The 544-nt window shown below is 67.1% G+C and carries 1 protein-coding gene; it reads right to left on the bottom strand.

Going from position 1 to position 544, the window contains the following annotated elements; all coding sequences use genetic code 11:
- A partial coding sequence (locus AC08OX_RS10295) for an RNA-guided endonuclease InsQ/TnpB family protein (protein WP_476607604.1) occupies positions 1-490 on the bottom strand: 490 nt, incomplete at its 3' end.
- Positions 491-544 lie beyond the last annotated feature (54 nt).

The raw sequence follows: 544 nt of genomic DNA, 5'->3' as shown, positions 1-544 counted from the left end.
CCCGGATCACCGTCACTGTCAACGGTGTCGAGGGCAGCCGCCGCGACCAGCGGACGTCGACGTCGCCGATCTTCGGAAGGCGTAGTTTCCCGCCGCGAGTGATGGCCCAGCGGGCGTTCGCGGTGAACCGGACCGACTGGCGGCTGTCCCGCTTCGACTTGTACCGGGGTGGGCCCATCCTCGGGCGCTTGCCCTTCAGCCCGTCGAAGAAGTTCCGGTACGCCGTGTCGAGGTCCCGTAGGGACTGCTGCAGAACGACCGCTGACACCTCGCCGAGCCAGACTCGTTCCGGGGTCTTCTTCGCCTCGGTGATCAGCAGCTTGGACAGGTCGCCGGTCTTCGGGAACGGCAGCCCGGCCGCGCGGGCGGTCTCCCGGGCGCGGAGCGCATCGTTGTACACCACCCGCGCGCACCCGAACGTCCGCGCCAGCGCCTGTACCTGACCAGGAGTCGGGTACAGACGGAAGCTGTACCGAAGCTGCACGATCATATTCGTGCATTGGTCTATGGCCAGCGATCCGAGCATCCGTACCGGCAGACACTG

This window comes from Frankia sp. CoBUL1 (assembly GCF_978021245.1).
This window is presented reverse-complemented; position numbering and strand designations above follow the sequence as displayed.